General features: G+C 65.3%; 26 protein-coding genes and 1 pseudogene. 13 read left to right on the top strand and 14 right to left on the bottom strand.

The window, feature by feature from the left end; genetic code table 11:
* Positions 1-102 (top strand): annotated as a pseudogene (locus tag ABZ412_RS06630) (2,3-dihydroxybiphenyl 1,2-dioxygenase); the annotation flags it as partial.
* Positions 103-393: 291 nt separating this feature from the next.
* On the opposite strand, the gene ABZ412_RS06625 reads toward ABZ412_RS06630, so the two are convergent.
* The 5 genes from ABZ412_RS06625 to ABZ412_RS06605 form a co-directional block, all read right to left on the bottom strand.
* Entirely contained in the window at positions 394-597 is a 204-nt protein-coding gene (locus tag ABZ412_RS06625; protein ID WP_357277101.1) for a hypothetical protein, read from the bottom strand.
* A gap of 367 nt (positions 598-964) precedes the next feature.
* Positions 965-1,339 carry a DUF4158 domain-containing protein gene (locus ABZ412_RS06620; RefSeq protein WP_357277161.1) on the bottom strand — a complete coding sequence of 125 codons (375 nt, stop codon included), beginning with the start codon at positions 1,337-1,339 and terminating at the stop codon, positions 965-967.
* Positions 1,340-1,427: 88 nt separating this feature from the next.
* On the bottom strand, positions 1,428-2,297 hold the full coding sequence (locus tag ABZ412_RS06615; RefSeq protein WP_357277099.1) for an NAD(P)H-binding protein: 870 nt from the start codon (positions 2,295-2,297) through the stop codon (positions 1,428-1,430).
* Positions 2,294-2,707, bottom strand: coding sequence for a hypothetical protein (locus ABZ412_RS06610; protein ID WP_357277097.1), 414 nt, complete (start codon positions 2,705-2,707; stop codon positions 2,294-2,296). The genes ABZ412_RS06615 and ABZ412_RS06610 overlap by 4 nt, the downstream gene beginning before the upstream one ends.
* Before the next feature lie 58 nt (positions 2,708-2,765).
* Positions 2,766-3,290: a MarR family transcriptional regulator gene (locus ABZ412_RS06605; RefSeq protein WP_357277095.1), complete on the bottom strand. Its 525-nt coding sequence runs from the start codon at positions 3,288-3,290 to the stop codon at positions 2,766-2,768.
* A gap of 281 nt (positions 3,291-3,571) precedes the next feature.
* On the opposite strand from ABZ412_RS06605, the gene ABZ412_RS06600 reads away from it, so the two are divergent.
* Positions 3,572-3,877: a hypothetical protein gene (locus ABZ412_RS06600; protein WP_357277093.1), complete on the top strand. Its 306-nt coding sequence runs from the start codon at positions 3,572-3,574 to the stop codon at positions 3,875-3,877.
* A gap of 336 nt (positions 3,878-4,213) precedes the next feature.
* Here the strand turns inward: ABZ412_RS06600 and ABZ412_RS06595 are convergent, their stop codons facing one another.
* A complete protein-coding gene (locus ABZ412_RS06595) occupies positions 4,214-4,621 on the bottom strand; it encodes a hypothetical protein (RefSeq protein ID WP_357277091.1) in 408 nt (135 codons plus the stop codon).
* Positions 4,621-5,448, bottom strand: coding sequence for a SigB/SigF/SigG family RNA polymerase sigma factor (locus ABZ412_RS06590; protein ID WP_357277090.1), 828 nt, complete (start codon positions 5,446-5,448; stop codon positions 4,621-4,623). The genes ABZ412_RS06595 and ABZ412_RS06590 overlap by 1 nt, the downstream gene beginning before the upstream one ends.
* Positions 5,449-5,669: 221 nt before the next feature.
* Between ABZ412_RS06590 and ABZ412_RS06585 the strand changes: the two genes are divergently transcribed.
* Entirely contained in the window at positions 5,670-5,876 is a 207-nt protein-coding gene (locus ABZ412_RS06585; protein ID WP_357277089.1) for a hypothetical protein, read from the top strand.
* A 668-nt stretch (positions 5,877-6,544) separates the two neighbouring features.
* Here the strand turns inward: ABZ412_RS06585 and ABZ412_RS06580 are convergent.
* Both ABZ412_RS06580 and ABZ412_RS06575 read right to left on the bottom strand, forming a co-directional pair.
* Complete coding sequence (locus ABZ412_RS06580; protein WP_357277087.1) at positions 6,545-8,155, bottom strand: universal stress protein; 1,611 nt, start codon at positions 8,153-8,155, stop codon at positions 6,545-6,547.
* A 239-nt stretch (positions 8,156-8,394) separates the two neighbouring features.
* Positions 8,395-8,979: a MarR family winged helix-turn-helix transcriptional regulator gene (locus ABZ412_RS06575; protein ID WP_357277085.1), complete on the bottom strand. Its 585-nt coding sequence runs from the start codon at positions 8,977-8,979 to the stop codon at positions 8,395-8,397.
* Positions 8,980-9,069: 90 nt separating this feature from the next.
* Between ABZ412_RS06575 and ABZ412_RS06570 the strand changes: the two genes are divergently transcribed.
* Together ABZ412_RS06570 and ABZ412_RS06565 are read left to right on the top strand one after the other, a co-directional pair.
* On the top strand, positions 9,070-11,157 hold the full coding sequence (locus ABZ412_RS06570) for an MMPL family transporter (RefSeq protein ID WP_357277083.1): 2,088 nt from the start codon (positions 9,070-9,072) through the stop codon (positions 11,155-11,157).
* Between the two features lie 49 nt (positions 11,158-11,206).
* Positions 11,207-11,818: a lipocalin family protein gene (locus tag ABZ412_RS06565; RefSeq protein WP_357277081.1), complete on the top strand. Its 612-nt coding sequence runs from the start codon at positions 11,207-11,209 to the stop codon at positions 11,816-11,818.
* Positions 11,819-12,175: 357 nt separating this feature from the next.
* Here the strand turns inward: ABZ412_RS06565 and ABZ412_RS06560 are convergent, their stop codons facing one another.
* From ABZ412_RS06560 to ABZ412_RS06550, 3 genes are all read right to left on the bottom strand, one after another.
* Positions 12,176-12,706 (bottom strand): hypothetical protein, encoded by a 531-nt coding sequence (locus ABZ412_RS06560; protein ID WP_357277079.1) that lies wholly within the window; start codon positions 12,704-12,706, stop codon positions 12,176-12,178.
* A complete protein-coding gene (locus tag ABZ412_RS06555) occupies positions 12,631-12,921 on the bottom strand; it encodes a hypothetical protein (protein WP_357277077.1) in 291 nt (96 codons plus the stop codon). The genes ABZ412_RS06560 and ABZ412_RS06555 overlap by 76 nt, the downstream gene beginning before the upstream one ends.
* 297 nt (positions 12,922-13,218) lie before the next feature.
* Positions 13,219-14,529, bottom strand: a complete 1,311-nt coding sequence (locus tag ABZ412_RS06550; RefSeq protein ID WP_357277075.1) for a diguanylate cyclase — start codon at positions 14,527-14,529, stop codon at positions 13,219-13,221.
* Between the two features lie 194 nt (positions 14,530-14,723).
* On the opposite strand from ABZ412_RS06550, the gene ABZ412_RS06545 reads away from it, so the two are divergent.
* Genes ABZ412_RS06545 through ABZ412_RS06535 form a run of 3 tightly spaced genes read left to right on the top strand, consistent with a single transcriptional unit; the run spans position 14,724 to position 16,278 of the window.
* Complete coding sequence (locus ABZ412_RS06545; RefSeq protein ID WP_357277073.1) at positions 14,724-15,485, top strand: hypothetical protein; 762 nt, start codon at positions 14,724-14,726, stop codon at positions 15,483-15,485.
* 26 nt (positions 15,486-15,511) lie between these two features.
* Positions 15,512-16,090, top strand: coding sequence for a hypothetical protein (locus tag ABZ412_RS06540; protein WP_357277071.1), 579 nt, complete (start codon positions 15,512-15,514; stop codon positions 16,088-16,090).
* Positions 16,084-16,278, top strand: coding sequence for a hypothetical protein (locus ABZ412_RS06535; protein ID WP_357277070.1), 195 nt, complete (start codon positions 16,084-16,086; stop codon positions 16,276-16,278). The genes ABZ412_RS06540 and ABZ412_RS06535 overlap by 7 nt, the downstream gene beginning before the upstream one ends.
* Positions 16,279-17,026: 748 nt before the next feature.
* On the opposite strand, the gene ABZ412_RS06530 is transcribed toward ABZ412_RS06535, so the two are convergent.
* Entirely contained in the window at positions 17,027-18,013 is a 987-nt protein-coding gene (locus ABZ412_RS06530; RefSeq protein ID WP_357277068.1) for an oxidoreductase, read from the bottom strand.
* 400 nt (positions 18,014-18,413) lie between these two features.
* On the opposite strand from ABZ412_RS06530, the gene ABZ412_RS06525 reads away from it, so the two are divergent.
* Positions 18,414-19,337, top strand: a complete 924-nt coding sequence (locus tag ABZ412_RS06525) for an SDR family NAD(P)-dependent oxidoreductase (protein WP_357277066.1) — start codon at positions 18,414-18,416, stop codon at positions 19,335-19,337.
* A gap of 18 nt (positions 19,338-19,355) precedes the next feature.
* On the opposite strand, the gene ABZ412_RS06520 is transcribed toward ABZ412_RS06525, so the two are convergent.
* Positions 19,356-21,011 carry an acyl-CoA synthetase gene (locus ABZ412_RS06520; protein ID WP_357277064.1) on the bottom strand — a complete coding sequence of 552 codons (1,656 nt, stop codon included), beginning with the start codon at positions 21,009-21,011 and terminating at the stop codon, positions 19,356-19,358.
* A gap of 423 nt (positions 21,012-21,434) precedes the next feature.
* Between ABZ412_RS06520 and ABZ412_RS06515 the strand changes: the two genes are divergently transcribed.
* The 4 genes from ABZ412_RS06515 to ABZ412_RS06500 all read left to right on the top strand — a co-directional run bounded on the left by ABZ412_RS06515 (position 21,435) and on the right by ABZ412_RS06500 (position 25,736).
* Positions 21,435-22,550 (top strand): cytochrome P450, encoded by a 1,116-nt coding sequence (locus tag ABZ412_RS06515; RefSeq protein ID WP_357277062.1) that lies wholly within the window; start codon positions 21,435-21,437, stop codon positions 22,548-22,550.
* A 4-nt stretch (positions 22,551-22,554) separates the two neighbouring features.
* Positions 22,555-23,685 (top strand): cytochrome P450, encoded by a 1,131-nt coding sequence (locus ABZ412_RS06510; RefSeq protein WP_357277060.1) that lies wholly within the window; start codon positions 22,555-22,557, stop codon positions 23,683-23,685.
* An 85-nt stretch (positions 23,686-23,770) separates the two neighbouring features.
* Positions 23,771-24,724 carry a hypothetical protein gene (locus tag ABZ412_RS06505; RefSeq protein WP_357277058.1) on the top strand — a complete coding sequence of 318 codons (954 nt, stop codon included), beginning with the start codon at positions 23,771-23,773 and terminating at the stop codon, positions 24,722-24,724.
* Positions 24,725-24,824: 100 nt separating this feature from the next.
* On the top strand, positions 24,825-25,736 hold the full coding sequence (locus ABZ412_RS06500; protein WP_357277056.1) for a Rieske 2Fe-2S domain-containing protein: 912 nt from the start codon (positions 24,825-24,827) through the stop codon (positions 25,734-25,736).
* Positions 25,737-25,895: the final 159 nt, after the last annotated feature.

Genomic DNA, 25,895 nt, shown 5'->3' with positions numbered 1-25,895 from the left:
GAATTCGGCTGTGAGGGACTCGAAGTCGACGACCACTCGTGGATCGCGCGGGAATCCACCGCGGTCAGCCTGTGGGGCCACGACTTCACCGTCGGCTACTAGCGACAGACGGGCTGCGCCCGGCAGAAATGGAGTTCTCAACGGGGCGCAGCCGGTTCTCATCCGGTCCGGACCCGGTCCCGTCGGCCAAACCACCGCCGTCGGCTGGGAAGCCGCCACCGTTGCCACCCCACCCGGGGCTATCGGGCCAGCCGCTTCCCCTGCTGCGCCACCCGCGTCATAACCCACCCCGGCGTAACCGGCCCCGCCGTAACCGCCGCTGGGATCACCCGGCGGCTCATTGTGGTGATAGCGGGCGCCTGCGGTCAGGACCGCGCGCCTGGATGGCGGGTGTCAGAGTGCTCGCAGCCGGTGCCGACCGCGTGGCGGTGTCTGCGCTGCGAGGGCCGGGATCTGGTCGGTGGGGTCATCGAGCAGCCGGTGCAGCCGCGCACAAAACGCGTCGACCGAACCGTAGCGGGTGAGGATCTCCCCGATCAGCTGCCGCACTTCTGCGGTGATCAGCCCCGCGGGTACCTCGCCGAATACCTGATCCATTCCGCCTCCGCCCGAGAAACCACTGATCGTTGTGCGTGCCCCATCGTGAGCACGGGACTTCCCGATCCTGCGAACTGGAGGCAATCCGATCTTTACGGATCGCTTCCGCGTGCCAGAAGGTGCGAAACACGCCGGTCAGACTAGCTCGACGGGCCCGATTCGTCATCGCAACTGACATGACCGATTGTGCCGAATTTCCGAGACAGCGAACCTGCAGAGACCCTGAGCTGGACCTTCCGCGAGCGACCGTCGCTATGAGCTTTCGACCACGATCGCTCAGCCCGGATTCGGCCCCGGGACGAGGGCGAACCTCCATTTCCCTGCCCGTCAGTTCGGGCGGGCCCGGGCCTCACGCAGATACGTCAGATCACCGTCCTGATCTTCGTGGTCGTTGCCCAGCGGCGCCCGCTTGCGCCACTCGAACACCGCGACCATCACCTGCCGGTCGATCTCCCATGGCTCTTTGCCGTGGTGTTCGTTCGTGAAGAACGACAGCGACCGCGTCCCGACAGCGGCAGTCAGATATCTCGGTCCGGTCGACTCCGATCTGCCGGGCCATGTACTCGATCGCGTCGTCGTGGATCTCCGACCGCCCGCGTGGGAACCGGCCCTTCTCGGTGTAGAACCGCAGCATCAGCGCAAGCCCGATCTTCGCCGCGCCCCGCTCGATGGCAACCAGCTCCGGCTCCTTGCCGATCAGCGCCCACCGGTCGATCAGCTCATCCTGGTCGAGCTCCCTCATCACGCGCGAAAACTACGCCGCGCCAACCTCCCTCAACCGGGTTTCGGGAGCGTTCGTGTACCGGGTGACACGATCGTTAACGGCAGCCCTACACCCGGTCCCGGAACGCTTCAAGGTTTTCCATCAGGAAGGATTCCAATGTGCGAGGAGGCTTTCCGAGGATGCGGGCGACGGTGTCGGTCGGGCGTTCTGGATGAGTGATGGCCAGCCGCTGGATTTCCATGATGTGGTTGGCCAGCCAGCCCGGCAGGCCGGATTGTTCGATGAGGTGCTCGCGAAAGTCGGCAGGTGGTAGATCGATATAGCGGATCGGAGTGTGGAGCATGGCGCTCAACAAGGCCGTCAACTCTGGGTAGCTGTAGGCTTTTGCGCCGGTGAGAGTGTATGTGCCCCCTGCTATTTCGGTTCGTGTATGCGCGGCAGCCGCGACATCGGCGATATCGCGGCAGTCGATGTAGTTGCACGCGGCCTCGCCCATGGTCCCGACGACGGCGCCCTTCGTCGCCACATCCGGACCGAGCAAGAGCAACTTCTGCGTGAACGCGTAAGGGCGCAACACAGTGTGCGTGATGCCGGAGGCTCGCAGCACCTCCTCGATTGCGTAATGCCACCGCGCGATGGCCACCGGTGAGTCCGGAGCGGCCGTCGGCACCGAGAGTTTGACCACGTGCTCGATACCGCATTCGGCGGCGGTATCGATTGCGCAAGTTTCGAGTTCGACCTGCGCCGGGCCGTTGGTCATGGCGAGGAAGAGTTGTGTGGCACCTTCGAACGCGGCCCGCAGCGTGGCCGGGTCCGCCGCGTCGGCATACCGGATCTCGACATCGGTAGGCGAATACGGCATGGCGCGCAGCCGTTCTGGATATCGGCTCAATGCCCGGCACGGCATCCCGAGCTCGAGCAGACGCGTAAGGAGCGCATTGCCGGTCGCGCCGGTGGCTCCCATTATGGCGATCATCCATGTGCCTTTCGTTGGATCGAGCACCAGCGCCAGGTGATGATCGTGGCGGCCAGTGCGGCGGCGATCGGAAAGTCGATGCGAATGCGATCGGCGAAAAACGTCGTAGCGGTGAGGAGTTGGGCAGTTAGCGCGGCCAGCGCGGTCGCGCCGAGCCCGAATCCAGCCGCGAGCGCGACAGACGCCGCACGACCCAGCCGAATAGCCCGGATCCCGCCCTGCCGCAACCACATTCCGAGTAGGAAGGCGACAAGCGCGGATGTGCCTGCGATCGAGGTCATCGCGGCGCACAGCAGATCCGCCTGCCCGGTGACCACTCCGCCCGCGCCTGCGCAGACTGCCGGGGCGACATAGGCAAACACGGCCTCTCGCCACACTACGAATCGCGCACTGGCGGTCGCTAGATTCATCTAATTAGCTCCCTAACTATATGGCCATGGAGAGAAATCGATGGTTGACGTTGTCCAGTCAGTCCGCAGTGAGCGCGCCCACGCCCTGACTGATGCGTTCGAGCAAGTCGAGGAAGACCGTGCGCTCCCTGCGGGTCAACGTGCTGACCATCGACTGCAAACGGCCGAAATGCTCGGGCGCCATATCGCGCAGCTTCTGCGCGCCGCGCGCGGTGAGTACCACCATCACGGCGCGACCATCTTCGGCCGAAGCGCGCCGGCACACCAGCCCCTGCTGTTCCAGGCCGTCGATCAGCCCGGTTACCGTTGCGCGCGTTACTCCGAGGCCGACTGCCAGCTGCGAAGGCGACTTCTCCCCGCCCGCGTCCTCAAGGTCGGCGAGCAGTCGATAACGTCCGGTGGACAGCCCGAACCGCGCGAAGTGCGTCTCTGCCGCCTGACCGAGCTTCGCTCCGGCGGCCAGCAGTCGCACCGCGACGAGCACCGCCTGCGGATCGACTTCCGATTCCAAGCCGTAGCGCCGGATCTGCGACCGCGCCTGCCCAAGAGTGGGAACTTCCAGGGCTTCCGGATCCGTTGTCATAAAATTAATATGGCACCTAACTAATTAGTCGTCAACGTCGCTCCGATCACGTCACAACGGGTGCCGTGCGGACGTTCTGGAAGGTTCGATCATCATGTCTCCACGGCTGACCGGCGTGCACCACCTGAAGTTCCCGTTTTCCGACCCGTCAGCGAGCATCGCTTGGTTCGAGGCGACACTTGGGACACGGATCGAGAAATACGACCACCGCCATCCCGACAACCCCCTTGTACAGCGTCATCCTGATGCTGCCCGGCGTGCCGATCCCCGTGAAGTTACGCGTGGGTCCTGCCGTAGCCTCCGCGACCGCCGGCTGGAGGCGTGGGTCGGCGCTGTCGGCCGTGCGCGACTTGCGGGCTCCGGCGATGGTGGTCACCTTCTTCGACGCTGGGGCCACCATCGGCACCGGCACGGTGGGTGGCGACCCGAACGGGTGGGGTCAGGCGAAGGTGTCGTGGATCCCGAAAACTGCTGGGCAGCACCTTCTTACCGCGAGGGTCGAGAGCCGTAGCGGTTCGATCCCCGTGGAGCCGTTGACCGTGCAGGTCCGCGCGGCCACGAGTACGGGTGAGCTCGGATTCCTATGAGCATCCGCTCATGGCGCACCTTTAGGTCAAGACGTCGATGTGGTCGCGGGGTTAGCCTTGGAGATGGGTCTGGGATGTGGGGGCCGGTGTGTGGGTTGGAAGCAGTCGCGCTGGAGTCGGTAGTGTTCCCGATTGCCTTCCCGGGCTTGTTAATTCGCGGCGGCGTTGGTGGGTGCGCATCCGGACGTAGACAGGCTGGACAACCGTCGTCTCAGTGCGCGAGTGCTTCCTTCGAGGTCTTGCCGGTTGAGCGTTTGTGGTCGTAGTAGACGCGCCCGCGGTGGGATGGCGTAGTTGGACGATGGCCATGATGTGCAGCGGTGGCGGTGACTTGTGTCAGCAGTGCGCGCGCCTGCATGGCGGACAAGAATGTTTGGCGCCGCCGGGCGGCAGGTCCAGCATCAGCGGGTGGGCACGGTTGACCGTTTGGGTGCGCAACCGGCCGAGTTCGTCGCGCCGGTTGGTGAGCGGCCCGAGGGCGAGGAGTTCGGGGTCGGCGTGGGCGCGGCGAAGATTGGGTGCGTGCACCGCGGCGATCGCGACCGAGTGGGCGTCGACGGCGTCGGTTCTGCTGCCATTGCCGGTGGCGAAGACCCGAACTTGTCTGCATGAGGCGCCAGCCGGACCGGTGCTGATATCGGCGTTGATCCCATAAGAACCTGGCTCGCGCCGCACCAGCGAGCCGGTATCGCGGTGCTGTGTGACGCGCCGGCTCGGCAGGGCGTGGGTGGTCAGGCCATCCATTATGCGGCCTCGACGGGTGGCAGGGCTTTGCTGTGTAGCTGGGACAGGATTCGTGTCAGCATCCGCGAGACGTGCATCTGGGAAACCCCGAGCTCGCGGGCGATCTGAGCTTGGGTGTGGTTGTGGCCGTAACGCAGGGTCAGCACCGCCCTGTCGCGGGTGGGCATCGCAGCCAGCAGCGGGCCGACGGTGAGCGAATCCTCGATCAACCCGTATCCGGGATCGGTTCGACCCAGCGAGGTGATCGGCGAAGATGGGGCCTGGTCATCCTCGGCGGGCTCGGAGGTGTCGAGAGAATCGGCGCGATAGGCGTTGTTGGCGATCAGTGCCTGGGTGATCTCGGCCGGGTCGAGCCGTAAATGCTCGGCGAGCTCGCGGGCGGTTGGGTTGCGGCCCAGTCGTTGGAACAGCTGCGGGATCGCGACACTCACGCGCTGCTGGGTGTCCTTGACAGCGCGGGGCACCCGCACCGCCCAGGTGCTGTCACGGAAATACCGTTTGACCTCGCCCATGATGGTGGGGACCGCAAACCCGATGAACGTCGCGCCGCGGCCGGGATCGAAGCGGTCGACCGCCAACACCACCCCAAGAGCAGCGACCTGGGCCAGGTCCTCGTACTCCACTCCGCGCCCGGTATAGCGGCGTGCGATGTGCTCGCCCATCGGCATCGCCAGGGCGATGATCTCCTCACGCAGGCGGATCCGGTCCGCGGTGCCCGCCTGCATGCCCGCGAGCTTGTCGAACCAGGGTTCGAGGTTGTCGTAGGAATCGCTGCTCGACGCTGAGCGTTTCGTGTTATCGGTACGTATCGTGTCGTCAATAGCCATATTGAATTCCATCGAAAGAGACGCGCCCAAAGGGCCGTAAATATCTTTTACCCACGTCTAAATGATTCGAAACCGAAATACTGAAATACTCACAACAGCACAGCCTCTGGAGGTTGCGTCTGTACTGATTTTGACCGCTCTACCAGGTGATATACCGCAATTTCTCAGATGGGAGCCGAATCACGGTTTAATAAAGGACCCGGCTGGGTACTTCATGTGTCATGATCATCAACTCACGTAATCGGACCTCGAATACGACGAGCGCGGATCACACCGGCACGGCGCTGGCAGCGGTAGCGTGCGCGGTCTTCTTCCTGGGCTTGACCGTGCTGACACGCTCGCTGCCAACCGCTGTCGTGGCGACCGCAGTCCTGGTGGCGGGCTGGGTGACGACACTGAAAATGCTCGCCGTTCCCCACCACTACTAGGCGGTCACCCGAGACCGCTGCCCGGAAAGCCGGCACGTGATGCAGGGATCGATGCGGTTGCGGCGTGGGAGAGCAGGTTCCGTCCCTGAACCATGGTTTCGAGACAGTCGAGACTGATGGTTCTGTCCGCCGTCACTACCCCGTATGCCTCGAGGCCCCGCACGTCGGAAAACGGGTCCGGTCGTCACCGATCTCTATGCGCAGCCTCGAGGAGTTCACTCCCTGCACTTCCTACCGCCTGCATTTGTTCCCCTACGAGATCACCCGATGCCCCAACCTGCGGCGCAGCACGGTGAGCACCCGCGCCCTCTACGGAAACCACACACTGCGACCACCGTTTCCGTCATAACGCATCGACCGTGCACGCAGGGCATCGACCTCGACGACCTCGACCCCGACGTATGGGGTGCCACCTCGATCCGCGCCTGCAGCGTCTGCGATCAGCACATCGAGAACGTGAGCCTCGACCAGGCGTGGATCTCGATACGGACTTCAGGCGCTGACGTTCTGCCCTTGCTGGTCAACGCCTGCTCGACCACCGGGCCGATGTCGGTGGGGTCCACGTAACTCAGACCGGTCAGCGCTGCCTGCCACCCGCCTTTAACCACGTCGCGTTGACAGGCCGTAGCTGAAGCCGAGCGGGGTGGTGTCCGCTCGGCCTCGACTGCTCATTCGTGCGCGTGCACGACCATGACCGGGGAGTGCGCGTGCTGGACCAGCGAGTGCGCGGTGGAGCCGAGCAGCAGGCCCAGGAAGCCGCCGCGACCGCGGTTGCCGATCACGACCAGTTGTGCTCGCTCGGACCACTGTTGGAGTTGGGCGGCCGGGGAGGTTACGTAGACGCGGCGGATCACGTTCACGTCGGGGAATTTCTCCTGCCAGCCGGCCAGGCGCTCGGCGAGCATCGACTCCTCGACGGCTTCGACGTCGCCGAGCGACGGCGTCAGGTCCTCGCCGGCGAACAGGCCTGCGCGCCAGTCGCTCCAGACATGCACGGCCACCAGGTCCGCGCCGCGCTCGGACGCCTCGGCGAAGGCGGCCGCGATGGCGGGTTCGCTGACCGGGCCGCAGTCGATGCCGACTACTACCGGTCCGGTGCTGTGGACAGCGTCGTCCGCCTCGGGATCCGGGCGCACCACGATCACGGTGCCGGCGGCGTGGGCGGTCACCGCCAGCAGTGTCGAGCCTAGATGCCCGAGGGTTCCGGTGTTTCCGGTCGCGCCCAGGATCACGGCATACGCCCGCTCGCTGAGGTCGGCCAGCGCTCCCGCGGCAGAATCGTTGACCAGGTATCCGGCCACCGGCAGGTCCGGGTATTCGGCGAGCACAAGGTCGCGGGCACTGCGGAGCATGGTCTGCCCCTTCGCCCGCAGGGCCTCGATCGCGTCCGGCGTCACGACCCCGTACGGTCCCGCCACCGCGACGGTGCGCGCCAGGTCCAGGCCGTGGATCAGATGGAGCCGACGGCCACGGCTCGCGGCCAGGGCGGCCGCCCAGCGCACGGCGATCTCCGATCCCGGCGAACCGTCAACGCCGACCACCACGCCCGCCGAGACCAGTCGGTGCGGTTCGTCGAATTCCTGCTCAGTCATTGCCATCTCCCGGCGGTGTGGTTTCGATGCGGCCGATCTTGATCTCACCGTATGGATTTCGGGGTGCGGTGTACTGCGGCCGATCGTCACCGGCCCGCGGGCCCAAAGGCTGTGCCCAAAAGGGCCCATCGCCGCCATCCTCACACCGGCCGCGCCGATCACCACGAGCGACAGACAGCCCCAACATCGACCGACGCCGATGTACTGACGGGGATCATCGCCGGCGAACCAGTTCTGATGCTGCTCGTCCGCTTCCGGGTCGCCCAGATCGCCGCGGATGGCGTGCTCGTCTCCGGCGACGGACTCGAATCCGCGGTCCGCGCGCGGGGGGCGTGGCCGATGATCGATCTCGATTTCGACGCTGCCCCCGTGCCGAGCTGGCGCGTCGTGATCGACGCCCAGCGCAGCAACGTACAGATCATCGCCCCGATCCGGAGGTCTCCACACCGGCGGCCTGGTGTGCGAACCCTGCTGGTACCAACTGGTCGCCGAGCGACAGATCGACGGGCGCGGATTGGTGATCATCACCGGCGCGGCCGCGCCCACCGAGGAAGCCGCACTAGAAATGACCAGCGCGGGACTGGCGAGCTCGTTGCGGTCCGCAGTCGAATTCGCGTTCTGAATCAGCGCGCTCTCACGCCGCTCTCCCTCGCGCTCGAGGACGAGTCGGCGGCCGCCCGCCCTCACCGATCTGCAAACGCTTTAAGCCCGCGAGATGTCCGACGAACTCGACGACCCGCATCCGGCCGAGATTCGGCTGATGCTACTGCTAGCCCAACAAGCCCGGTGGGTGAACTCCCGTGCCGGTCTTTCACCGGTGATGTCGTGGCGGGGCCGGGCGGACAGGAGTCTGAGCGATCCACCCGGCGGGAGCTGTCGTCAGCGATCAGGTTGCGTTTGTGCTCCGGGCTGCGGGTGGCGGAGGCTTACTGTCGGGCAGGCCGGGGATTCCAGTCGCCCCGTTCGATGTCGGACTCGGCGGCGGTCGGCTCGGGAGGTGAGGGTTCGGCCCTGGTGTCGAGCTCGGTGGCGAACTCGCGCAGCGCGGTGATGATTCGGAGCATCGCAGCGTGAGTCGTTTCGAGCTCGGTGTCCGATAGCGGAGACAGCGCCTCGCGCATTCGATTCGCCAGAGGCATGAAGAACGCCGCGGCGACCGCCATTCCGTGGTCGGTGTAGTGGAGTTTGACGCGTCGGCGGTCTGCGGTGTCGATGGCGCGCTCGAGGTGTCCGGACTCGATCATGCGCTCGACGAGGTAGGTGATTGCCGCGGGTGAGACGCCGGTGAGTCCGCCCAGCCGTCCCGCGGTGAGCGGTGCGCCCTCGGCTTCGGCGGTGGCCACGTGGACGAGGGCGCGGAAGTCGTTGGGGCGCAGTTCGTGTGAGCGGGCGAATGCGTGCCCGATCTGCTCGGATACCGCGGCGAGGGCGCGGACGTCGCGGGCGATCACGGTCTCGAGCTCGGAACGCTCGGTGCCAGGCGCGGACGGGTTGGCCAGGTGGTCGGTCACCGCTTTCTCCTTCGTGGTCTGGAGTTCAAGCCTAATGCCATCGGAGCGTGAGGGATTGCCTGATATTTAAGAATCTGAAATAGTTTTCCTATGGGATTGGTTGATCGCTACGCGAACCTGGTCGCTGGGCGCAGGGCGTGGGTCGTACTGCTCGCGGTGGTCGCGGCGGGTGTCCTGATCATGGGTCTGGCCGGGAGCAACGACAGTTCCGGGCAGGGTCCGAAATCGTTGCCGGCTTCCGCGGAGTCCGCGCGGGTCGGCGCGGCGGCCGGACAGTTCCCCGGCGGTGACACCGCCGCCGTGGTGCTCGTCGCCACTCGCGCGGACGGAAGCGCACTCGGTGCGCAGGATCTCGCGGCCGTCGATGCCGCGGCCGATCGCATGCGCTCCAACACTGGTGACCGCGACCCCGCGGTGGTCTCACCGGATCGCCAGGCGGCGCTGGTGTCGGTGCCGGTGCCGGCGGCGCTCGACGGGTTCGCGTTGTCGGATCGGGTCAAGAGTCTGCGCGCGCTGGCCCAGCGGGACGCGCCGCCGCAGCTGGTCTTCCAAGTCACCGGCGGCCCGGCCTTCGGCGCCGACATCGCCGAATCGTTCGCCGGCGCGAATGTGCTGCTGTTGGTGGTGACCGCGCTGGTGGTGATGGTGCTGCTGATCGCCACCTACCGCTCACCGGTGCTGTGGCTTGTTCCGTTGTCGGTGGTCGCCCTGGCAGACCGGGTGGCGACGGCGGTCGGTACGGGGTTGTCCCCGTTGACCGGGCTCGCTTTCGACGGCTCCACCAGCGGGATCACCAGTGTGCTCGTCTTCGGGGCGGGCACCAATTACGCCCTGTTGCTGGTCTCGCGGTACCGAGACGAGCTGCACCACAACGACTCGCATCGGGACGCGCTGCGCGCCGCGGTGCGCCGTGCCGCGCCCGCGATTCTCGCCAGTAACGCCACGGTGGTCATCGCGTTGCTGACCCTGCTGCTCGCGGTACTCCCCAACACCCGCAGCCTCGGCGCTTTCGCGGCCGCCGGGCTGCTGGTGGCATTGGTTTTCGTGCTGTTCGCGCTCCCACCCGCGCTGGCGCTGTGTGGCCGAAAGGTGTTCTGGCCCTTCGTTCCCCGAGTGGACGGCCGCGACGAAGCGCAGGCGGGCGCGTGGTACAGCGTTGCCCGGCGAGTGGTCGCGCGGCCGGCGGCAGTCGCGGTGCCCGTGCTGGCGCTGCTGCTGCTGTGCGCGAGCGGGCTGCTGGTCACGAAGGTCGGGCTTGCCCACACCGAGCAATTCCGGGTGCGCGCGGAATCGGTGGACGGATTGCACAGCCTGGCCGCGCACTTCCCGTCCGGGACCTCCGACCCCGCAATCGTGCTGGCGACAACCGATACGGCCGCCACGGTGCAGCAGGTCCTCGACCACAGCGCGGGCGTGTCACGAGCACGCGTCACCGGGGAGTCCGGTACCGGTCTGACACGGTGGTCGGTTGTGCTGGACGCTCCTCCCGCCTCCGGACAAGCCTTCGCGACCATCGAGCAGCTGCGCGGTGAACTGCGCGCGATACCCGATTCGCAAGCACAGGTGGGCGGTTCGGACGCGCAGGCGCTCGATACCCGGAATGCGGCCCGACACGATCAGGCGCTGGTCATTCCGCTGATACTGGCCGTCATCCTGGCGGTGCTGCTCGTCCTGCTGCGCGCCCTCCCAGCCGCGCTGGTCCTGGTGACCGTCACCGTCGTCAGCGCCCTCGCGGCGTTGGGCCTGGGCAGCATGGTCAGCGACCATGTCTTCGGGTTTCCCGCGTTGGACACCAACGTGCCGCTGTTCGGCTTCTTGTTCCTGGTCGCCCTGGGTGTGGACTACACCATCTTCCTGGTGGTCCGTGCGCGGGAGGAAGCCGAGCAGCACGGAACCGTCGAGGGAATGGTGCGCGCGGTCGCGTCGACCGGCGCGGTGATCACCAGTGCCGGTGTGGTGCTGGCCGCGGTGTTCTGCGTGCTGGGGGTGCTACCCCTGATCACGCTCACTCAGCTGGGCATCGTGGTCGGCATCGGCATCCTGCTCGACACCTTCGTCGTGCGGACCGTGGCTGTCCCGGCGCTGTTCGCCGTTCTCGGCGACCGAATCTGGTGGCCCACAGTCCAGCACTGCGACCACAGTCCGGAAGGGGAGCCCAAACCGGCAGCCGTGCGCTGATCGAACCCTCGACATCGACAGACGACTACACCGCTGAAGGAGAGAGATCATGAATCGGAACCGAGTGCGCAGCCTTTCGTCGGCTCTCGCTGTGGCCGCGGCATTCTGGACCCCCTGTACCGGTATCGGTCCCACGGCCGCCACGCACGCCGAACCACCGGCGCCGGTTGCGGAACTCGATCTGAGCCGTTACCTGGGCACCTGGTATCAGTTGGCCGCGGTGCCACAGTATTTCAACGTCGTCTGCGCCAGGGACACCCGCGCGGAGTACGCGCTCGATGAGTATGGCGATGTCTCGGTACACAATTCGTGCACGACGTGGTCCGGTGCCCAGAACGAGATCCGTGGTACCGCCACGGTCACCGATCCGATGACGAACGCGCAATTCCATGTCAGTTTCCCGGGCGTACCGACTCAGGAAGCGCGATATGGGCCGCCCAATTACATCGTCACCGCGCTCGGCGACGATTATTCCTGGGCCCTGGTCACCGATCCCAATCGATTGTCGGGATTCGTGCTCTCGCGGACCACGGCGCTGGAGGCGACGCAGTGGCGCGAGATCCGCGCTGCCATCTCGACCGCGGGCGAGGATGGCTGCTGGTACCTGACATCACCGACGACCGGCGGCCTCGATCTGCTCGCCCCGTTGTGCACCGTGTGAGCCGCCGTTGCCGAGATTGTCTGTGTGGCCGACACAGTGGACGACGGTTCCATCAGCGAGGCCGCCGCCCGCGCGGAAGCACGACCGACGCTGGCCAATCCTGCGGCAGCTGGCCAATGGCGCGACCGCGCAGATTATGCGCACTGCCGGGTCCAAAGGCGATCCCCACGCCCGATACCCGCGGCGCAGTCCGGCCGGACTGAGCGGTGCCGCCCGAATGGTCCGCAGTGCAGACGCGAACGGGGGAGAACGATCTCGCCGCGCGCTGTTCGAGCGGCGCTGCTGGTCTCTCGCGCCTGCCGCCGGCTGCCCGAGTCAGTTGTGCGATTCCCGGGCGGCGGAATCGGTTGTTCGGGTTCACATTCCGGTCACGGTCCGCAGCACCCCCGCTGCTGACAGTGCGTCGTAATCCGCTCTGCCAGGCCGGAATTCGGGGGTCGCACCGCCGGTGAGGTCATCGCGTATCCACGCGGTCGCGAACTCTCGCGTGAGTGCGACATTGCCCGCAGTGATCCTCCCGCACAGCAGCCCGGCCGCGGCCGCGACGGTCGCGTCGCCGGTGTCCAGGGCGTCGGCGTGGCTGCCGGTGGTGGGTTCGATTCCGAGGTATCGGCCCGTCAGGTACCGGCGGGTGTCGGCGACGCCGGACCCGAAGTTGTTGCACAGCGACGCAGGCGTCGCGACCACCTCGATCGGCAGATCGGTCGCGGCGAGTATGGCAAGCGCGTCGTCGGTCACCGAGGCGTCGATGCCGCGCACCGGGTCCAGTTGGACGAGCCCGGTCAGCCGCGGCGTGTTCGGCACCTCCGAACTCACCAGCTGGGAGGCGATATGAAAGACGGCGTCGCCGCCGGCGGAATGCCCCGACAGCACCAGCCGGGTGGGCATGGGGTATCGGTGCGGCCGGCGAGCGCGGCCGCGGCACGGAGACTGCGGGCGAGCGCACCTTCGGGATCGCCGGACCGCGCGATCAGATCGGCGATGCCGTTCAGGAACGTCTTGTTGCTGATGATGCTCGACAGGGCGCAGCCGCGCGGATCCACGCCGGGCAGCGTGGGCACGAAGACCAGGTCGCCGTCAGCGGCGGCAGCGTGATCGCCCACATACTCAGCAGCCTCAGCGACATCGCCACCGAACTCGGTTTCTCCGAACTCAGCGCCTTCTCGCGATGGTTCCGCCAGCCCAGCCGGATCCGGGGATAGTCCGGAGAGCCCCAAGCCGAGCTGACATCGGATCTGGTCGTGGTCGGCCCCGTCACCAGCCGATATAAGCCGAATCGCGCCCCGGCTCTGCTCCTGATCTTGTTCCCTTCGGATGAGGGTTGTCCGGGAGTTGTCGGTGGGCGTTGCCACCCCTGGCGTGCGGGTCGGGAGCGCGCAGGGCCGAGCAGGGTGGGCTCGCTATCGATACTGGCTGCCCGCGCCGCTGCTGGGCCATGACCTACTGCCTGGTTGCGGGCCGTTGTCGGCGCGGTGCAGTACCCAGGTGCCGCGGCCGGCGGCCTTGGCGCGGTACAGGCCGACATCGGCCGCGTCCAAGAGCTTTTCGGCATTCGCGCCGGCAACCGGGGTGACAACGGCGCCGACACTGGCCGACATCGACAGCAAATCGCTGGGACCGACTGGAACCGGGTCTCGCAGCACGGCGAGCATGGTCTCGGCGGCCGCATGGGCCGCGTCGTCGTCGCAGGGCGGTGCGAGCAGCGCGACGAACTCGTCTCCTCCGATGCGGGCCAGCGTGACCGTTGGCGAGGTCAGGGTCGCGTCGAGCCTGCGGCCGACCTCGGCCAGCACGATGTCTCCCGTGCGGTGGCCATAGTGGTCGTTGATCAGCTTGAACTCGTCGAGATCGAGGAAGCACAAACCGATGTGATCGGCGGGATGGGCCGCCGCGACAATGGCCTCCAACTGCTCCAGCAAGCAATGACGATTCGGCAGGCCCGTCAACGGGTCGTGACGGGCCTGCCACCACAGTTTCTGCTGCATAGCCCGCCGCTCGGTGATGTCCTCCCCGACGGCGAGCACGCGCACATCCCGTCCGCCCGCGTCGTGCACCAGCGTCATCGTCCATGCACCCCAGCAGACACTGCCGTCGGGGCGACAGAAGCGGCCGTCCAAGTGCGCGGTGCCGTGTCCGCGCTTGAGTAGACCAATGACCGCGTGGCGCAGCTTGTCGCGGTCGTCGGGGTGCATCAAGTCCAGAGCGGATACCCCCGGCAGATCCTCCTGATCTATACCGACCATCCGTGCAGTCGTGGGATTGGCCTCGAGCGTGATGCCGTAGCTGTCGTAGAGCGCGATGGCTACGGCGGCGTTGTCGAACACCACGCGAAAGCGTTGCTCGGCGGCCTCCTGGCCGCGGGCGTGGACGTTCAGCAGCTCGGTGGTGTAGCCACGGCCCAGCTCGCCCAAGAGCGCGCCGAACCGCTGCGCTCGATCCGGCCGCCGTGACCGCTCCAGCAAACCGGCCAGCACCGTCCCGGTCTGGGTCATCATGGCGGGGACCGTCAGGTTCGACCGGACCATCTCGACCCCGACTCGGCATGCGGGTGACGGGTCGAACGACTCAGCCGACAAGGCAGCTTCCAGCTCGGCGATCCATCTTGTCGTCAACCGGCGGATGTCGTGCGGCACAGATGTCGACACGCCACCGCAATCGACCAAGGCTGCCGACCAGTCCCGCGCCATGCCCGAAACCTCACGACTGTCCATTCGTGGGGACCTTCCTCCCTTGCTGGACCATCAGGCCCAGCGCTGACGACCCTCCCCACGTGCTAACAACGAGCATACGAAACGCTGTGTGCCAGATCCACCAGTTGGACTGGCACCATCGACGGTCCGGGGGACACCTTCGTGGACCGTGGCGCGATGGAGTTCGTCTCGACCACGGCTGTCATCACCTGCGGGTGATCGTCACCAGTCGTAGTCGCACCGAACTTCCACTGGGGCGCATGCGGGTTCGCGACGAACTCGTCGAGATCGACGAGTCCGCACTACGATTCGACGAGGAGGAAACCGCAACGTTCCTCACGGATAAGAGCGGGCTGACCCTGGCGGCCGCGGAGATCGAGCGGCTATGCGAGTCGACCGAAGGATGGGCGGCCGCGCTGCAACTGGCGTCGATGTCGCTGCGGGGGCGCGACCATCCGGGCACGTACATCGATCAGATCTCGGGTCGCCACCATGCCATCGGGGAGTACCAGATGGAGAACGTCGTAGACGCACTCGAGCCAGAGATGCTCGAATTCGTCATGCGGACTTCGGTTCCCGAGCGGGTCAACGATGATCTCGCCGAAGCGTTGACCGGTGTGAGCCATGCGCAGGACATGCTGGAACAAGCGCGGCAGCGAGATCTGTTTCTGCGCAGTGTCGATGACGATCTGCGCTGGTTCCGCTACCACACGCTGTTCGCGGACTTCCTGCGTGGTCGCTTGATCCGGCTGCACCCCGGACTTCTCGAGGAGCTGCATCTGACGGCCGCGCAGTGGTTCACCTCCCATGACATGCTCATTTCGCCGAAGTACACCGATGGCATCGGTGGGTCGAACCGTTCCGGGGCCGGGCGAGCGGACCGTTCGGTCCGACGTACTGCGACTGCATCGCCGGTACCGCCTCCTATGAGCAGCTCGACATCGTTGCGGCCGAGGCCCAATTCCGGGCCGCCCTGAACCAGGCCCCGCAGACCGATGGGCAATTGCAGGCCACCCGGATTGCCAGCGCGCTGCTCGGCGAATTGCTCTATGAGAAAGGCCAATTCATCGAGGCCGAGGAGCTGATCGCGGTCGGACTGGGCCTCGAGGGCGGGGCGGTCGAGTTCCTGGCGGCCGGCTACGGCACGGGCGCGCGCCTGGCCGCGGTGCGCGGCGGCCTGGACGCCATGAACCAGCGATTGGATGAGGGAGCCAAGGTCGCAGCGAATCTGGCGCTGCCTCGTCTGGCTGCCCGAATCGTCAACGAACGCATTCGATCGGGCTTGCCGATCAGCGAGGCCGACCGGCGTGACCTCGAACAACTCGAACCCTATTCCGTGCACGCCGACGCTCCGACGGCAATCATCGCTGAACTGTCCCTCGATTCGGCGATCCGGCTGCTGCTCCGAGAGGAAGCTACGGCGGCGGCCGAGCGGGCGTGTCGGCAAGCGCAGCGGCTCGTGGAGGTAATCGCCACACAGAACCGCCCTCACGTGCTGTTGACTGCCGAACTCTTGTACGGGTGCTCTTGGCAGCCGCCAACCGGACGGCCGAGGCTGCGAAGATCCTGGAGCCCGTGCTGACGCGCTGCGCCGAACAAGGTCTCGTGCGCCTGGTCGTCGATTCCGGTCGACAGCTGCAACCGGTGCTCGAAACCATTTACGACGCAACGACATCGGATCAGCGACAGGCCCGCGGGTTTCTTCGACAGGTGCTCATGGAGTTCGAGTACGTCCTGCCCAACCAGCGCGGGCTGCCCGAAAACTACTGACTGCCAATGATTCGACTGTCGCACACCTCGACGTGACCACATCGCCGCAGTGATGCCGATGCGGTCCGGGGCCTCGACCGACCGGCCGGGCGTTCGCGAAGCACTGTGCCGACGTCGAGAGAGCCGCCCGGATCGGGCGGCTCTCTCGTTACTTCAGTTCACGTGACTTCCTTGGTTCCGCTCTCCCTTTTCTATGGGTGTCGAGCAGTGTGCGCAGCGCCTCGCGTCCATGGTTCTCGAGTGGCAGCAGAGGCGGTCGGGGATCCCCGACCGGCATGTGTCGCAGGCCGATCTCGCGCATGCATCCGGTGCCGACTTACATTGTGTGACATGGTGATTCGGTGTCAGTGTCGGGATCGGCCTGGTCTCGGCAGCGCTGAACGCACCTACCTGTCCGATCATCACGGCCCGCCCGGCAAACCACTGGTGGCGATGGTGTCAATGTCGCTGCCCCCACTGCCGCCGCGGCGCTGTCCGGGCTACTGCTGTCGCCGCTGGCCCTGGCCCAACTATCCGCCCCCGCGGCCTGGACCTCGGCATTGTTCAACCTCGTCATCTTCACCCTGCCCGGTGAGTTGATGTGTGACCGGGGTCCTGATGAGCCGGGATTCCGAAGGCGCCACGGCCTGATCCGGACGGGCCGCCACAGCGTCGGCCACGACCACCGAGAATGCACCTCGACTACACCAAATATCAAGCAGCACAAGAAAACTGGACGGTCGCAGCATTCGCGCTACGCGGCGTCGGATCATGACCTGTCGGCTCCGGCCGGGTATCGCACGCCGGTCAATCGTTCGGATTCGCTCCACAATCGTTGTTGGGCTGCCTTGTCGTGGGCATTGGGTGCGGGTTCGACACGAACGGGATGGCCTTTCGCGCCCTGGTGCGGACCGTAGAACTCGCCGCCGCGCACCTGTGGGTCAGCGGCTGCGCGCAAGGTGGTCAACGCGCCCTGTGCGGCGGTGTTGACCCCTATCGCCAGGGGGTCTCGTCCCGGTAGCGTCGCCCAAGCGGCGAGCTTCTGGGTAACAGTGCTGATGACCCGCACCGGGCGGCTCATGTTCTGGACGAACTCCGTGATCGCCGTTCCAGGGTGTGCTGCCGCGGCGATGGTGTCAGTGCCTGCGAGCCGCCGGTGGAGTTCGTGGGTGAACAGCAGTCCGGCGAGTTTGGATTGAGCGTATGCCGTGGTCAAGGTGTATGGCCGACGAGTGAAATGGAGATCGTCGAATTCGAGGACGCCCCGGGCGTGAGTTCGGCTGCTGACTGTGATGATGCGGGCTCCAGGTGTCGCTATCACGCGGTCCAGCAGCAACCCGGTGAAGGCGAAGGGGCCGAGGTGGTTGGTGGCGAGGGTCAGTTCGAAGCCGTCCGAGCTGACCTCACGCCGGATGTTTGCCGTGCCCGCGTTATTGATGAGAAGGTCGATTCGATCGCATTGTGCGCTAATCGATTCAGCAGCTGCCCGAACCGACTCCAGCGAACTCAGATCCAAGGCGACCACCTGGAGGTTCGCGGAAGGACTCGAGACGAGTATCCGTTCGGCGGCGTCCGCTGCCTTCGATGGATTGCGGCACGCCAGGACAACGAAGGCTCCGCGTGCGGCCAGTATGCGTGCGGTTTCGAACCCTAGGCCGGCATTCGCACCTGTGACGATGGCTGTCTTGCCGGACAAGTCGGGGATCTCGTCCGCAGTCCACTCCGAGTTCGTCTCGCTACCAAGGCTTTTCACCACGAGCCGAGTATGTGTCCGTGCTCCACCAATTTCAACCGGTGATCTGTCTGTGACGTGAGTCCACGTGTACCCCGCGTCCATGTCTGCGCTTGCGCCGCAGTGAAACACGTTCTACTGTCCTCAGTAGGAGAAACAACGACGGCTAGCCTTGGTGAATTACTGTGTCGCACAGTCGATTACAGTTGGATGAGTCGGCGTCGCGTGCAGTGGATTCCGCCGGATTCGGTCGCGTCGACCCGCGAGATGGTCGATCTGATGCGGAAAAGCGCAGCGTACCAAGGTCCTTTCGGTTCCCAATGGGCTGTTTCTCCAAGATTCGAAGGAGTGGTACACGCCTATGTCGCCCTACGTTGCTACCGGTGGGACAGGTTTCCTCGGTCGCCAGGCTCGGAAACCGCTCGTGGGCCGGCACGTGCTGATCACCGGCGCGTCCTCCGGTATCGGTCGCGCTGCCGCACTCGCGGTCGCCGAGAAGGGCGCGGTGGTTTTTCTGCTGGCCCGGCGCGAAACCGAACTCGACGAGGTCGTGCGGGAGATTCGCGACGCCGGTGGCGAGGGCTTCGGCTACCCCTGTGACATCACCGACGGTGATTCGGTCGACCGCACCGTCAAAGCCGTTCTGTCCGAGCACGATCACATCGACATGCTCGTCAACAACGCCGGCCGCTCCATTCGCCGATCCTTGCATCGCTCCATCGACCGCGTACACGACTTCGAACGCACGATGGCCGTCAACTATGTCGGTGCGGTCCGCCTGATCCTGGCCCTCACCCCGCAGATGCGGGAGCGAGGCTTCGGTCATATCGTCAACGTCTCCAGCTCCGCGGTGCAGGTGGCTCCGCCGCGCTACGCCGCATATGCCGCCAGCAAGGCGGCGCTGGACAAGTTCACCGAGGTCGCCGCCGTGGAAATGCTGTCCGACGGAGTCACCTTCACCACCATCCACATGCCGCTGGTGGAAACTCCGATGATCGCGCCCAGCAAGGACTACGAGACCTACCCCAGTCGCTCTGTCGCCTGGGCCGCCGCCGTCGTCGTCCGTGCTCTCGTCGAACGTCCCAAACGCATCGACACCCCGGCAGGCACCGCGGGCGAGTTCGGCTCGCGGTTCACCCCCGGACTCACGGCTCGGGCCCTGCACAAGATGTACCGCAGCTCGCCCGACTCCGCGGCGGCCAAAGGTGAAGCGGAGACAGCGAAAACGACCTCGCAGGTCACCCCTGCGAAGCCGCGTCGCACCCGGCGTTCCCGGTCGAAGGCGGTGCTGGTTCTCATGCGCGCCGCCCGCCGCGCCGCCAGGCTGATCCCGGGGGTCTACTGGTAGTCGCTCGTCACGGGCTGTTCACCCCGCCGCGCCCGGTAGGCCGCCGCTGGGCGCGGTGGACCGCTTGCGCGCTTTCTCCGGGTTCGCCGCCGCGTATTTCTTCGCCCACGGATAGTTGGCCTTGCCGCTGGGCTGGCGTTCGATCTGGTCGAGAATCCAGAATGTGCGCGGCACCTTGTAACCCGCGATCTTGGTGCGAACGTGGTCGCCCAATTCCGCGACATCGACCGTCGCACCCTCGCGCGGCTGCACGACGGCCGCCACCGACCAGCCGAAACGGTCGTCCGGAATGCCGATCACCACCGTGTCGAAGATGTCCGGGTGCGATTTCAGCGCACCCTCGACCTCCTCCGGGAACACCTTCTCGCCACCGGTGTTGATGCATTCCGAGCCGCGTCCCAGCATGGTGACCGTGCCGTCCTGCTCATAGCGGACGTAATCGCCGGGGACGACGTATCGCTGCCCGTCGATCTCGACGAACATCGCCCTGCTCTTCTCCGGATCTTTGTAGTAGCCGAGCGGCACCGGTCCACCGCGGGCCAGCCTTCCCACCGCGCCGGGCTCGGGCTCGACGAGGTTGCCGTCGTCGTCGATCAGCACCGCTTGCTTACTGAAGTTCACTCGAGGCCCATCCGAGTGATCGGAGCCCTTGGTCACCTGGCCGATGCCGGTCAATCCGCTCTCCGAGGAACCTATGTTGTCGGTGATGATCAGGTTCGGGAACGTGTCGAGGTACCGCAGCTTGAGGGATTGGGAGAACAGCGCCGCGCCACTGCTCAATGTGATCAGTGAGGACGCGTCGTGGTCGCCTGCCAGATAGGTGTCCAGCAGCGGGCGTGCCATCGCATCGCCCGCGATCTGCAGGAGATGGACCCCGTGCCTTTCGACCGCGAGCCAGATGGCGGCCGGGTCGAACTGCGGTACCAGAACGACTGTGCCGCCGGAGTTCAACGCCATGAAAGCGGTCCACTGTGCAGCATGGATCATGGGCGTCGCGGGTAGCCAAATCATCACGAAGTCGGTGGCTTTGGCTTGATCTGCGTAGTGGTACTCATCGGTAATATACTCGCCGGTGGCATGTTGGATGCCGCCGCCCAGCGCACGCCAGATGTCCTCGTGCCGCCACACCACGCCCTTCGGATACCCGGTAGTGCCGCCCGTATAGAGGATGTAGCTGTCGTCGGAACTGCGTTCATCGAAGTCACGCATCGACGACTGGGCGGCTAGCGCGGCCTCGTACTCGAAATCCGCGTAGCGCGTGTAGTCCAGATCCGACCCGTCCTGGATGACGATCACATGCTCGAGCGTCTCGATGTGCGGCGCGACGTCGGCGACGATGTCGGAGTACCGGCGTTCGTGAATCAACGCGACCAGATCGGCGTTGCCGGCGATGTACCGGACCTCGTCGGCGACATAGCGGTAGTTCACGCTCACCGGAATCGCACGCAGTTTGAACGCGGCATACATCGCCTCGATCGCTTCGATCGAGTTACGCGAGTACACCCCTACATGGTCGCCCTGGCCGACGCCACGGGTCGCCAGGTGGTGCGCCAAGCGGTTCGCCCGCTCATCGAGCTCCCGGTAGGTGACCTGGCGATCGCCGCAATGGATAGCTGTGCGTTCTGGCACCGCGTCGACGGCGTGTTCGAAAAGATCGGCAACGTTGAAAGCCATGTCGCCCAAGGTAGAACGAGTTACAGTTTGGGGCAACGGGTGGAACGTCGTCCTCCTCGCGGTGTCATGGTGGGTATCGCGTTGCGGGAGAACGGCTTACCGGTACGCGTGGATCGCGAACCCGACTCGTTCCTGCCATGGTCGTCAGGCGCTGAAAGTGGAAACGCGAGCGGTACAGCGTAATTGACCTGTCATGTCATCATGAGGCTGGTCATGGAGCATCCGACTGTCGCGCGAAATAGTCAGTGTTGCAGCCGATCTCGTTCGAATCATCCCCTCGAAACTGGGGGCGTAACGGGCCTCGGTACCGGTTGCGCCGGACTGATACGTGTTCTACTGTCTGCCGATAGGAGATCGATGACAGGTACGAAATCGCCTGTGTCGCAATCTATTCTGTGGTGCTGCTTGGAGAGTGTGGCAACTATGAGTACTGAATCCACCATGCTGGGCTGTCCGGTCAGTCGCATAACCACCCAAACCGGGGATGATGCATGGCTTGTGACCGGCTACGCACTCGTTCGAAAGATGTTCTGTGACAAGCGACTTGGTCGCGCGCATCCAACGCCGGAGACGGCTCCACGTAAGACGGAGTCGGTGATGTTCGGTGGTCCGATCGGCAACTTCGACACCGAGTGGGAGGACCATGAACGGCTGCGGGCGCAGCTCAATCCGCTCTTCTCGCCGAGCGCGATGCGCGAACTGCTGCCCCGCATCGAATCGGTCACCGCGCAGGTGTTGGAAGAATTCGCCGCCCTCGGATCGCCGGCTGACTTTCACGAGCACGTCGCGAGTCGCCTACCGGTGCTCGTGATCTGTGAGCTCCTGGGTGTGCCGTTCGAAGATCGGGACAAGCTCCAGCATTGGAGTGCGGCGATATTCGACACTCGTGACGGGCAGAAGTCCGCTCAGGCGGGTGCCGAGTGGTTCGTCTATTGCCTGGCATTGATTCAGCGCAAACGCGTGGAGCCGGGCCCGGACGTGCTGTCCCGGCTGTGTGAGAACCCCGAGCTCACAGACGACTCGATCGCCACGTTGGCGATGGTGTTGTTGTTGGCGGGGCAGGAGACGACCGTTGTCGAACTGGGCCTGGGCTTGGTGAAGCTGCTCGGGAACCGTAGTCAGTGGCAGCAGCTGGCGGACGATCCGCAGATCATTCCAAATGCGGTAGAAGAGCTACTGCGAGTACAAGATTCGACCGGATTCGTGCGCTACGCCCGGACCGACATGGAAATCGAAGGGCAACGATTCGCGACGGGCGACCTCGTGCTGCTCGACGTGGATTCAGCCAATCACGACCCCGAGATCTTCGCCGATCCATACGAACTCGACGTAACGCGAAAGGAGAGCGGGCATCTGGCGTTCGGCTACGGGCCGCACTACTGTGTCGGCGCACCGCTGGCCCGATTAGAGCTCTCCGTCGTATTCGGCCAACTGATCGCCAAGTTCCCGACGATGCGACTCGCGGTCGACTCGTCGGCCTTGAGGATGCGAGACGACGTGGTCACCAAGGGCCTGGTCGCCTTGCCGGTGGAGTGGTGACCGGATGACACTCGAAACGTCTGCTGCCGGCTGCCCGATCGACCACCGCGCCATCCGCCGGATCACCACCGCGATGGGCCATGAGGGCTGGCTGGTGTCGGAATACGATCAGGTGCGAAAACTGTTCTCCGATCCGAAGCTCGGTCGTGCCCATCCGACACCGGAAGCGGCAGCACGGGTTGCGGAGTCGACATTCTTCGGCGGGCCGATGGGCGACTTTGCTACCGAGCACGCCGAGCACGAGCGAATGCGCGGCATTCTGCAGCCGCATTTCGCGCCATCGAAAATGCGCGCGTTTCGCGGGCGCGTCGAGGAAATCGCCTCGGGGCTTTTCGACGCCATGGCGGAGCAAGGATCTCCAGCCGATCTCTATGGGGCGGTGGCGGCGCCGTTGCCGCTGCTGGTGATCGGCGAGCTGCTGGGTGTACCGGTCGGGGAGCGCGACAACCTGCGTAGCTGGACAGATGCCATGGCGGCCGCCACCGACGGTCTCAAAGCGGCTACCGCGGCAGGCGAAATGCTCAACTACTGCCTGACATTGGTGGTTCGCAAGCGCGCCGACCCGGCCGACGACGTCCTCTCGCGGTTGTGCGAGCGTGAGGACCTCACCGACTCCGGAGCCGCTCTGCTCGCGATGGTCATGCTGTTCGCCGGACATGAGACCTCGGTCGTCCAGATCGGCATGGGTGCCATGCACCTGTTGCGGGATCGTGAGCAATGGCAGGCGCTGGTGGACCGACCCGAGTTGGTCGCCAGCGCGACCGAAGAACTGCTGCGCGTGCCGAATGCCGTGGGTCTGCCCCGTTATGCCCGAGAGGATTTCAAGGTCGACGGAGTCGAGATCGGCGCGGGCGAGCTGGTGGTTTTGGATCTCACCGCGGCCAATCACGACGCGGCGGTGTTCCAGGATCCGGATCGTATCGACATCGCTCGGAAAGAGGCGGCGCATCTGACATTCGGATACGGCGTCCGGTATTGCGTGGGTGCACCGCTGGCCCGAGTCGAACTGCAAGCCGTCTATTCGCAGCTTGTTTCACGATTCCCCACTATGCGGCTGGCAGTCGATCCGGCCGATGTGCGAATGCGAGAGGGCAGATTCACCGGCGGAGTAGCCGAGCTCCCCGTCATCTGGTGAATCGATTGGCGCCGAGGTCACATTACCCACAATCGGCCGTGCTCGAGAAATTGTGCGGTCATTCCGTCACAAACCAGGGAAGATCATGCGGGTTTCATTTCTGTTCGGGGGACAGGTAACGGTCGAAGCCGCTGTAGTGGAGGAATTCCACCGTCGCAGCCCGGCCGTTCGCAAGGCGTATGCGGAGGCCGCCGTCGTAGCCGGCCTCTCCGAGTCGGAGTTCCTCATCGCGGGCGAGGATGAGGCATCGGAGGATCGCCACAGTCGTAATGCGTTGCGACATACCGCATTAACGCTCGGACTGGTCGACGAACTGGTTGCGCAGGGTGTCGAGGCCGATGCGGCAGGGGGGCTGAGCCTGGGGGCGTTGATCGCTATCTGCGTGGCGGGCGCGATCGAGCGACACGAGTTGTACGCCATGCTTCATCACCGTCGGCTGGTGCCGCCAACCGGCCCCGATGTTCCGGAACAGGGCATGATGCTGATCGGCACGGCAGTAGCGGACCGTCCGGAGAACTACTGTGGTCCCGATCATCCGGGCGTGTATCTCGCCGTCGACACCGGGCCGGTCGATCTCGAGCGGCGCTCCTTCGTCGTCTCCGGCTACCGCTCGTCGTTGAACGGGATACAGGCGGCCGCTCCCGACGGTGTTCACATGTTCTTGTTCCCGGGCTACCACGGCGCATTCCATTCGCCGTTGCAGCAGCACGCCGCTGATTTCATGAGTCCGTTCATCAACGCCATGACTGTTCGAGACCCGAAGGTGCCGATCTGTTCCCCGGTGAACTCGAGGTCCCTCACCACCGCCTACGAAGTCCGCGAATTCATGTTGGGGCACAACCTATTACCTGCGCGCTACGAGCCACTGGTCGAAGAGATGGACAATCTCGGCAGCCAGGCCGCGCTGGTGGTCGGCCCCGGCTTGCCCGCACCCGTCGTCCAGCCGTTTCCGGTCGAGCTTTTCACCCAGCCGTCCGACTTCGATCGGCTTACCGAATTACTAGAGATGCTCGGCGGCATCCGCTCCGAGATCGTTTGAAAGACAGGCCTGACCAATGCAATACAATAGCCAGTTGCCGATAGAGTTGGCCGACCCACTGCCGCGTGTCGCCGAATCCGCTGCCCCGCTGGGATATCCGATGGGCTGGTTCTGGGTTGCCGACGCCCGAGAGCTGAAGCCGGGAACAGTGCGACGGTCGCGGTTGATGGATGGCGATGTCGTGGTCTATCGGACCCGTTCGGGCTTGGTGCGTGCGGTGCGGCCGTATTGCCCGCATCTGGGTGCGCATCTGGGCGCGGGCGGCACGGTCGCGGGCGAGAATCTGGTGTGCCCGTTCCACCACTTCGAATTCGCCCCCGACGGGCGTTGTGTGGACAGTCCCGACGGGGCCACCATTCCGGTCGGGTTGAATCATTACGAACTGCGTGAGCAGCACGGACAGGTGTTCGTCTGGCGGGGGCCGGAGGGGCAGTCGCCGACTTGGGAGCTGCCCGAGGTCGCAGATTTCGGAGTGGCACCGATCTTCGGGTGGTCGAGAGAGATCCCGACGCATGCTCAGGAGTTGGCGGAGAACGCCGCCGACTTTCGGCATTTGTCCGTCCTGCATGACGTTCACATGGCGGAGGCCGAGCCGTGCGAGGCGGACGGGCCGATATTCCGGGTGCATACCCGATCGACCGGACAGGGCCGCGTCGGCATCTTCGAGAGCCGCCAGACAATTGTGATGGCAGGCTTGGGCTACACCCATATTCGGTTCGCGATTCCGCGACTGGGAGTGGTGGCGCATATGTGGGCCATGCAAACGCCGATCGCGCCCTGGCGGACGCATGTGTACTCGGTTTTCGCCTGGGAGAGTACGGGCGGGGCCGTGTCCCGGGTGCTCGCTCCCGTAGTCGCTCGACTCGCGTCGCAGGCAATGACAAAGGTGCTCAGCGAGGATATTCCGATCTGGGAGAACAAACGCTACAACCCGCATCCGCGTCTCGTAGCGGGCGAGTCGACGCTGAGCCGATTCCGGCTCTGGACACGTCAGTTCTACACGTCGGAATAGGCTCAGCGGTTGCGGGTGGGCTCCGGCGGCCTATATTGAGATCGGCGAGACGTTGGGGCTTGCGGTTTTCGTTACGGCACAGGGGTTTTGATGGGTGCGAGGTACTCGATCAGCTGGGCCGCGGAGCACGGGTTGCCGCGGGTGGGGTTTCTCGCGCTG

The sequence above is a fragment of the Nocardia sp. NPDC005746 genome (assembly GCF_040630785.1).
In the GTDB taxonomy this organism is placed as follows: Bacteria; Actinomycetota; Actinomycetes; order Mycobacteriales; family Mycobacteriaceae; genus Nocardia.
The sequence above is the reverse complement of the archived record's forward strand: the minus strand, read 5'-3'. Positions and strand labels throughout refer to the sequence as shown.